Origin of the sequence: Achromobacter arsenitoxydans SY8 (assembly GCF_000236785.1) — a bacterium.
In the GTDB taxonomy this organism is placed as follows: domain Bacteria; phylum Pseudomonadota; class Gammaproteobacteria; order Burkholderiales; family Burkholderiaceae_B; genus Achromobacter; species Achromobacter arsenitoxydans.
Genome location: NZ_AGUF01000021.1, coordinates 147,357 through 154,482, shown reverse-complemented (window position 1 = coordinate 154,482; position 7,126 = coordinate 147,357). Strand labels below are relative to the sequence as shown.

Annotated in this window: 9 protein-coding genes; 5 read left to right on the top strand and 4 right to left on the bottom strand. The window is 65.9% G+C overall.

From position 1 onward, the window contains the following. Both KYC_RS30115 and KYC_RS04900 read right to left on the bottom strand, forming a co-directional pair. A partial coding sequence (locus KYC_RS30115) for a contact-dependent growth inhibition system immunity protein (protein WP_420796102.1) occupies window positions 1–92 on the bottom strand: 92 nt, incomplete at its 3' end. A gap of 233 nt (window positions 93–325) precedes the next feature. Next, a complete protein-coding gene (locus KYC_RS04900) occupies window positions 326–1,354 on the bottom strand; it encodes an NADP-dependent oxidoreductase (RefSeq protein ID WP_008159441.1) in 1,029 nt (342 codons plus the stop codon). A gap of 113 nt (window positions 1,355–1,467) precedes the next feature. Here KYC_RS04900 and KYC_RS04895 point away from each other — a divergent pair, with 113 nt between their 5' ends. Beyond that, entirely contained in the window at window positions 1,468–2,367 is a 900-nt protein-coding gene (locus KYC_RS04895; protein ID WP_008159439.1) for a LysR family transcriptional regulator, read from the top strand. Between the two features lie 24 nt (window positions 2,368–2,391). On the opposite strand, the gene KYC_RS04890 is transcribed toward KYC_RS04895, so the two are convergent. Next, window positions 2,392–3,105: a hypothetical protein gene (locus tag KYC_RS04890; RefSeq protein ID WP_238531885.1), complete on the bottom strand. Its 714-nt coding sequence runs from the start codon at window positions 3,103–3,105 to the stop codon at window positions 2,392–2,394. A 125-nt stretch (window positions 3,106–3,230) separates the two neighbouring features. On the opposite strand from KYC_RS04890, the gene KYC_RS04885 reads away from it, so the two are divergent. Both KYC_RS04885 and KYC_RS04880 read left to right on the top strand, forming a co-directional pair. Next, window positions 3,231–3,974: a DUF899 domain-containing protein gene (locus tag KYC_RS04885; protein WP_008159433.1), complete on the top strand. Its 744-nt coding sequence runs from the start codon at window positions 3,231–3,233 to the stop codon at window positions 3,972–3,974. A gap of 117 nt (window positions 3,975–4,091) precedes the next feature. Further along, a complete protein-coding gene (locus KYC_RS04880; protein ID WP_008159428.1) occupies window positions 4,092–4,670 on the top strand; it encodes a hypothetical protein in 579 nt (192 codons plus the stop codon). 3 nt (window positions 4,671–4,673) lie between these two features. Here the strand turns inward: KYC_RS04880 and KYC_RS04875 are convergent, their stop codons facing one another. After that, window positions 4,674–5,723: a glycosyltransferase family protein gene (locus KYC_RS04875; protein WP_008159427.1), complete on the bottom strand. Its 1,050-nt coding sequence runs from the start codon at window positions 5,721–5,723 to the stop codon at window positions 4,674–4,676. A 145-nt stretch (window positions 5,724–5,868) separates the two neighbouring features. On the opposite strand from KYC_RS04875, the gene KYC_RS04870 reads away from it, so the two are divergent. Both KYC_RS04870 and KYC_RS04865 read left to right on the top strand, forming a co-directional pair. Further along, on the top strand, window positions 5,869–6,462 hold the full coding sequence (locus tag KYC_RS04870) for a BPSL1445 family SYLF domain-containing lipoprotein (protein ID WP_043517548.1): 594 nt from the start codon (window positions 5,869–5,871) through the stop codon (window positions 6,460–6,462). A gap of 67 nt (window positions 6,463–6,529) precedes the next feature. Continuing rightward, on the top strand, window positions 6,530–7,021 hold the full coding sequence (locus KYC_RS04865) for a nucleoside deaminase (protein ID WP_008159425.1): 492 nt from the start codon (window positions 6,530–6,532) through the stop codon (window positions 7,019–7,021). Window positions 7,022–7,126: the final 105 nt, after the last annotated feature.

Genomic DNA, 7,126 nt, shown 5'->3' with positions numbered 1-7,126 from the left:
TAGCAAAGGGCCACCTCCTCTATGGTCTCGCCAAAAAGGTCATAGTCCTGATGAAAGTACCCACCCAGCAGTGCGTTTAGCGCGGGATACATCTGCAAGTTCACTGTCATTTGGGTCCCAATGTCACAAAAGGCAGTAGCGCTGACAATCAGGGTTGTCTGAAGCTGGGGGGATTAATTTCTTAGCTATCAGCGTCATAGAGAGAGAGGCCATGCACTCGGCGACGCACTGCCCGCGTTACGAATGATGTTCATAACGCCGCCCCCCCAAGAATCCTGGGCGGATCTTGGGGGCTCAACGCAGCAAAATCTGCCAACTCCGGCCGCTACGCCCCCACCCGCACCACCAGCTTCCCGAAGTTCTTCCCTTCCAACAGCCCGATGAACGCGTCCGGCGCCTGCTCCAGTCCGTCGACGACATCCTCGCGCCAGCGCAGTTTGCCTTCCCGTATCCACCCCGACGCCACGCGCAGGAATTCGTCTTCCTGTTCGCGCGGGAAGTCGTACACGATGAAGCCGCGCATCGTGATGCGCCGGGCAAGAATCTCGCGCATGGTCGCGGGCAGGCGGTCCGGGCCGTTCCTGTCGGCCGGGCCGTCGTTGTAGTTCGCGATCAGCCCGCACACCGGCACGCGGGCGAAGTCGTTGAGCAGCGGCAGCACTGCGTCCCACACATGGCCGGCGACGTTTTCGAAGTAGACGTCGATGCCGTCGGGGCAGGCCTCGGCCAGTTTCTGCGCGAAGTCGGGCGCCTGGTGGTCCACGACGGCGTCAAAGCCCAGTTCGTTTTTTACGAAGGCGCACTTTTCGGGGCCGCCGGCAATGCCGACCACCCGCGCGCCCTTGATGCGCGCGATCTGGCCGACGACCGAGCCGACCGCGCCGCTGGCGGCCGCGACGACAACGGTTTCGCCCGGCTTGGGCTGGCCGATGTTGAGCAGTCCGACGTACGCCGTGAGGCCAGGCATGCCCAATACGCCCAGCGCGGTGGACGGCGGCGCAATGGCGGGATCGAGACGGCGCAGTCCGCTACCGTCGGACAGCGCGTAGCGCTGCCAGCCGGCTTCGGACAGGACGATGTCGCCTTCGCGCCAGTCGGGGTGGCGGGACGCCTTGATGCGGGCGACGGTGGCGCCCACCATGACATCGCCCAGCGCGATGGGCGGCGCGTAGGATTTGGCGTCGCTGACGCGCCAGCGCATGTAGGGGTCCAGGGACAGGGTCTGGACCTCCAGCAGGACCTGGCCGTCGGCCGGTTCGGGAATGGGTGCGCGTTCGACGCGGAAGTCGGTGGGCTTGGGGCGGCCGACGGGCCGGGAAGCCAGGACGACGCGCAGGTTTTGGGAATCAGGCATGGGGTGAATCTCCGTGGATAAGGTCAGCCAATCAGCGGCAGGACTTCATCCTAGGCACCGCCCAGAGATAAAGGTAGACTGATACCTCATATACCAGACTTCATGGATTGATAATGTCAGGCGATTTCGACCCAGCCCTGTTGCGCACCTTTGTGGCGGTCTGCCAGCACGGCAGCCTGAGCCGCGCCGCGGATCACGCCGGGCGGGCGCAATCTGCGCTCAGCACGCAGATCCGGCGGCTGGAGGAAATGGTAGGCAAGCGGCTGCTGCACCGCACGGGCCGGGGGATGTCGCCCACGACGGAAGGCGAGCTGCTGTTGAGCTACGCCAACCGCATTCTGGCGCTGGGCGAAGCCGCGGCGGCGCGGCTGCGCGAACGCGCGGTGGCGGGCAGCGTGCGTATCGGCCTGTCCGAGGACGTTGCCGTGACGGCGCTGCCGGCGGCGCTGGGACGGTTGCGGCGCTCATGTCCGCAATTGCACCTGGAGGTCGTGATCGACGATGGCGAGCGGCTTGCCGCACGCTGGCAGGAAGGCACGCTGGACGTGGCGGTGGGCGCCTGCGCCGGGTTCGTGGACGAACCCATCGAGTCCTGGTCCGTGGACCTGCATTGGGTGTGCGGCATCGACGAGACGCCCGATCCGCACCAGCCGCTGGACGTGATCGTGTACGCGGAACCGTGTTCGTGGCGCCGGCTGGCGTTCGACGCGCTGACGGCGGCGGGCCGGGACTTCCGGGTCTCGCTGACCAGCCACAACGTGGGCGCCACCATCGCGGCCGTGGAAAACGGCCTGGGCGTTGCGCTCCTGACAACCGAATGCCTGCAGCCGGACACCATGCGGATCATTTCCATCGGCCCGGACCGCTCGCAGGCGCTGCGTGCGCAGTTTGGCCTGTACGCGTCGAAGCGCTTGAGTGAAAGCGGCCGGGCCGCCGTGTCGCTGCTGCGCGAAAGCCTTCAGGGATGGACCGAACCCCGGCTGACGCGCGAAGCCGCGCTCGTCCCCGCCTGATACGCGTTCCGCCCGCGCCGGAGGTCAGCGCTGCCCCGCGGCGTTGGGCGCGGCGCAGCAGTCCGGGACGTCGTTGCGGCGGCCACGGCAGGACGGCAATGCGGGCGAACTCTTGCACAGCAGCCCTTGCGGCGGCAGCGCATAGGTGAAGCGCTGGTCCAGCATGCAGAGTTGCGCCGCCGCCATGTCGTTTGGCGCCATCACACCCACGGGCTCGACGACCGTGGCGTAGCCGCAGGCCAGCATGGCGCGCTTGACGCCGTCGCTGTCGGCATCCGGCCGGCTCCATAGCGTGTATGCAGGCGGCCGCGCCGCCCGCCGGTCCAGCAGCGCGGGATCGAAATCCGGATCGGTCCCGAATGTCTTGCCGCGCGGAACTTGGGCGCAGGCGGGTAGTTCGGGGGCATCGGCGCAGATGATGCGGCGCTCTTTGTAGGTGTAGCCTTGGTCCAGCATGCAGAGCTGCGCGCGCGCATAGTCGTTGGGCGACGTCCGCCCGTAGTCGACATGCGCCGCATTGCTGTAGCCGCAGGCCAGCATGGCATCGCGGACGCCCTGCTCATTAACTCCCGGCCGTTCCCATAAGATGTACAGGGGCGGCGCGGGCTGCAGCGGCCGCCCGGAAGAGCATGCGGCCAGCAGGCCCAGGCTTAGCCCGGCGGCGGCCAGTCGGAATCCGGGGCCGGGCATCAGTGCGACGTCACGCGGGTTGTGTCCATGGCGCGCAATTGTAGACAAAGGCGACTGAGTGCTCCTGCCGCAACGTTAAAGACGCCAGATTTGTTACTCCCGGACGTCCGCCTCCGGCGGCAAACTGTCCCAATGCCGCCGACCTGCATCGGCACTACCAGGAGGTTCCGATCATGAACACGCCCCCCATCGTTTCCCCTGAAGACTGGGAAGCTGCGCGCCAGCAGCTCCTGCTGAAGGAAAAGGCCCAGACCCGCGCCCGCGACGCGCTGGCCGCCGAACGCCGCCGCATGCCATGGACTGCCGTGGACAAGCCATACGTGTTTGAAGGCCCCGACGGCAGGCTCGCCCTGCCCGACCTGTTCGACGGCCGCCGCCAGCTCATCGTCTACCGCGCCTTCTTTGAACCCGGCGTGTACGGCTGGCCGGACCACGCATGCCGCGGCTGTTCCATGGTGGCCGATCAGGTCGCGCACCTGGCTCACCTGAACGCGCGCGACACGACGCTGGTCTTCGTATCGCGCGCACCGCAGGCGGATATCGCGCGCCTGAAGTCGCGCATGGGCTGGACGATGCCGTGGTTCACGCTGACCGACAGTTTCGATGCCGATTTCGGCGTGCACGAATGGCACGGCACCAATGTGTTCTTTCGCGACGGAGACCGCGTGTACCGCACGTACTTCCTGAACAACCGCGGCGACGAGCAGATGGGCGGCACGTGGAATTATCTGGACATCACGCCGCTGGGCCGGCAGGAGGCCTGGGAGGATTCCCCGGCAGGCTATCCCCAGACGCCAGCGTACAAATGGTGGAACTGGCATGACAGCTATGTGCCCGATGCGCCGCCGGACCAGAAGTGGGTGGAAATTTCCGACGCGGGAGAAAAGGCGTTCCGGAATCATTGCGACCGGAGCTAGGCAAGGCCCGCCAGAGGCCCTTGCTAAGATATGCGCGATTCGCAATTCTCGCAGCGCGCCCTATGACTATTGAGACCGGCCCACGCAGCGGCCGCAAGCGTTCCAGAGACAGCCAGCATGAGCAGTGAACTGGCTGACTGGAAGCGCGCCTTTCGGCCTTGCAGCATTCCCGCCATCGCCGTGCTGGTGCTGGGTGTGATTTCGTACCAGTTCTTCAGCATGGCCAAGGACATTCGCCTGCCCTACGATCCCGCAACGCTGAACACGATTTCCTTGCGAGTGGACAAGGTGGCGACTTGCGATAGCAAGGCCAAAATACGCGGATGGTGGCAGACCTTTGGTGTGCCTTGCGTGTACTCGGGCAACTATCCCTATGCGGTGTTCAAGTTCCACGGCAAGACCGGCAGTGTTCCCTACATCGAGGGCGAGCGCGTGGAGTTCATGGTGCGCGAAAACGAAGCTGAGCTCACGGACGGCAGGGTTGCCCTGGAATACAAGATCGCCACGCCCGTACGGGTCTATGGCGTGCGCAAGGCCGGTGAAACGCTGGTCGATCCCGTGGCCGTCCATGAATGGAACCTGTCGCGCAAGGTCCAGCGCAACCTGGTCGGATGGATCGCGCTGATCCTGGCGGTCGGCGCGGCGGTCATCACCTTCCGCAGGGCCAAGAGGATCTTGAACGAAGAAATGTGGTGATGTTCAACCTCGCTGGCCTGCCGCAGCATATACGCGGGACCAGGCCTGCGTCAGCGGGGCGGCATCGTCTTTCTCCACACATTGCGGCGCCGCGCGCGCCATCGCGGCGTACAGGAAGGCGTCGCACGCGCCCTGCCACAGGGGCGCCAGCAACTGCTCGGTTTCACCGTCTTCCTCGACGAGGATGAAGGCGTCTTCGCCGTCCACGTCTTCGGCCCGCTTGCGCAACTGCTCATGAATCAGCAGGAAGCCGCCATGGATCGGCGAACGCGCCTTGTCGCCCCGACGCGCTGCGGCAAGCGTGCCGCGCCATTCGTCCTCGGCCGCATCGACAGCTTCTTCGCCGGCCCGCGACCAACGCGCCCAGGCCCGGCCATAGGCGGCCGGAGCATCCGCAGGCAAGCCGCCGGCCAGCGCCTGCGCCTGTGCGCGCGACAGGCCGCCGATCTGTTCAACGATTTCAAGCACGGCATCGCCGTGCGGTCCGAACAGGGTCGCCAGGGGCATCGCTTCCAGCAGTTCAATCGAGGCGGCGCGCCAGTAGCCCGGCTGCGCCACCAGGCCGGACATGTCGCCCAGTTCCTCGACCCGCACGCGCCAGAGCTGACCGGGCCAGCGGCTGCCAATGATGATCGAGTCCAGCGATTGGTCCACCACGATCCAGGGCGGGACGGCCCGGGCAAGCGCAACGCGATCGCCGGTTCTTTCCAGGGTGGAGGATGGGTCGGGATAGTCGTACCAGTAGCCTGTGCTCGGGGTCGTCCGCGCGCCAGCGTCCGCGGCCTGGGTCACATCGCCGCCGCAATGCCGGCACACGCGTGCCTCGCGCAGGATGCGCTTGCCGCACAGCGGACAATCGACGTGCGTGGCAAGAACGGGCTGCCTGGCATGGGGCGACCGGTCGGCGATGCTCATCAGGAACAGGCCCGCGATCACGGGACTGATCAGGCAGGCAAGAATGGTCCACCCGAACCGCTTGCGCCCCCGGCGGGCAGCCATGGCGCCGACCACGATGGCCAGCGCAACCCAGAGAAAGATGATAGAGATGAGCATGGGCGCGATGTTAAACCGGCGGCGGCCCTGCTTTATTTGCGCGGCGAGGTGCGGAACAGCGCCCGAACACGCCGGGCCGGGGTAATCTGCTGCGAATGACTGGTTTTGATGTGCATTGTTGGTCACCAACCCAAAGGGAGCAGACATGCGTGAAATTTCTTCAAAACTGCGTAGAACCAGCGTGGCGGCCTTAGCGCTGGGCATGACCGGCCTGCTGTTTGCCGGCTGCACCACCACGGACACCAAGTCGTCCGCCACCGCTGCCGAAAAAAAGCAGGAGCTGGACGCCGCCACGGACGCCACCCTGACCAAGCTCTACGAGTCCGCCCCCCAATCCAAGGAATTGGTGGCGCGCGCCCGCGGCGTGCTGGTGTTTCCGGCCGTGCTGAGCGCCAGCTTCATCTTCGGCGCGCAGCACGGAACGGGGGTCCTGCGCGTCGCCGGCCAGGACACCGGCTACTACAGCATCACCGGCGGCTCCGTCGGCTTCCAGGCAGGCGCCCAGTCCAAGGCCATGGTCATTCTGTTCATGACGGATGACTCGCTGGCCAAATTCCGCGCCAGCAGCGGCTGGACGATCGGCGCCGACGCCACCATCGCCGTGGCCAGTGTCGGGGCCAACGGCAGCATCGACTCCAATACCGCCCAACAGCCCATCGTGGGTTTCGTCATGAACAATGGCGGCCTGATGGCGGGCGTGTCGGTGGACGGCAGCAAGATTTCACCGCTGCTGCTGTAATGGCGGCTGCTGGCGGGGCGCTGCGTCGCCCCGCCGGCTCCCTTACACCGCAACACGGAGACCCCGCATGATTACCGAACAGGACAAAAAGCACCTCGCGCGCTGCGTCGAACTGGCCAGGCAGGCGCTCGATGCCGGAGACCAGCCCTTTGGATCCGTGCTGGTGTCCGGCGACGGCCGGGTGCTGTTTGAAGACCACAACCACGTTTCCAGCGGCGACCGCACGCGGCACCCCGAATTCGAGATCGCCCGCTGGGCCGCCAGCAACGTGCCCGAAGCGGAGCGCGCCGCGTGCACCGTCTACACGTCGGGCGAGCATTGCTCCATGTGTTCGTCGGCGCACGGCTGGGTGGGACTGGGCCGTATCGTGTACGCCGTCTCGTCCAGGCAGTACGCCGAATGGATGCGGGGATGGGGCGTTCCGGCGTCGAAGGTGCGGCCTTTGTCCATCGCCGAGGTCATCGACGGCGTCGAGGTCGACGGCCCCGTGCCGGAATTCGTCGAACCCGTGCGCCTGCTGCATGAAGAGAACGTGCGGCGGCGGGCCAGTCAGAAATAGCGCGGCCCGAAGCATTTGGTTTTTCGGATAACGAATAGATACACATACTCGAAAGGCAGCAATTTTTTGCGCGCATTGGTCATGCTAAGTTGGCGGCCGTGCCGG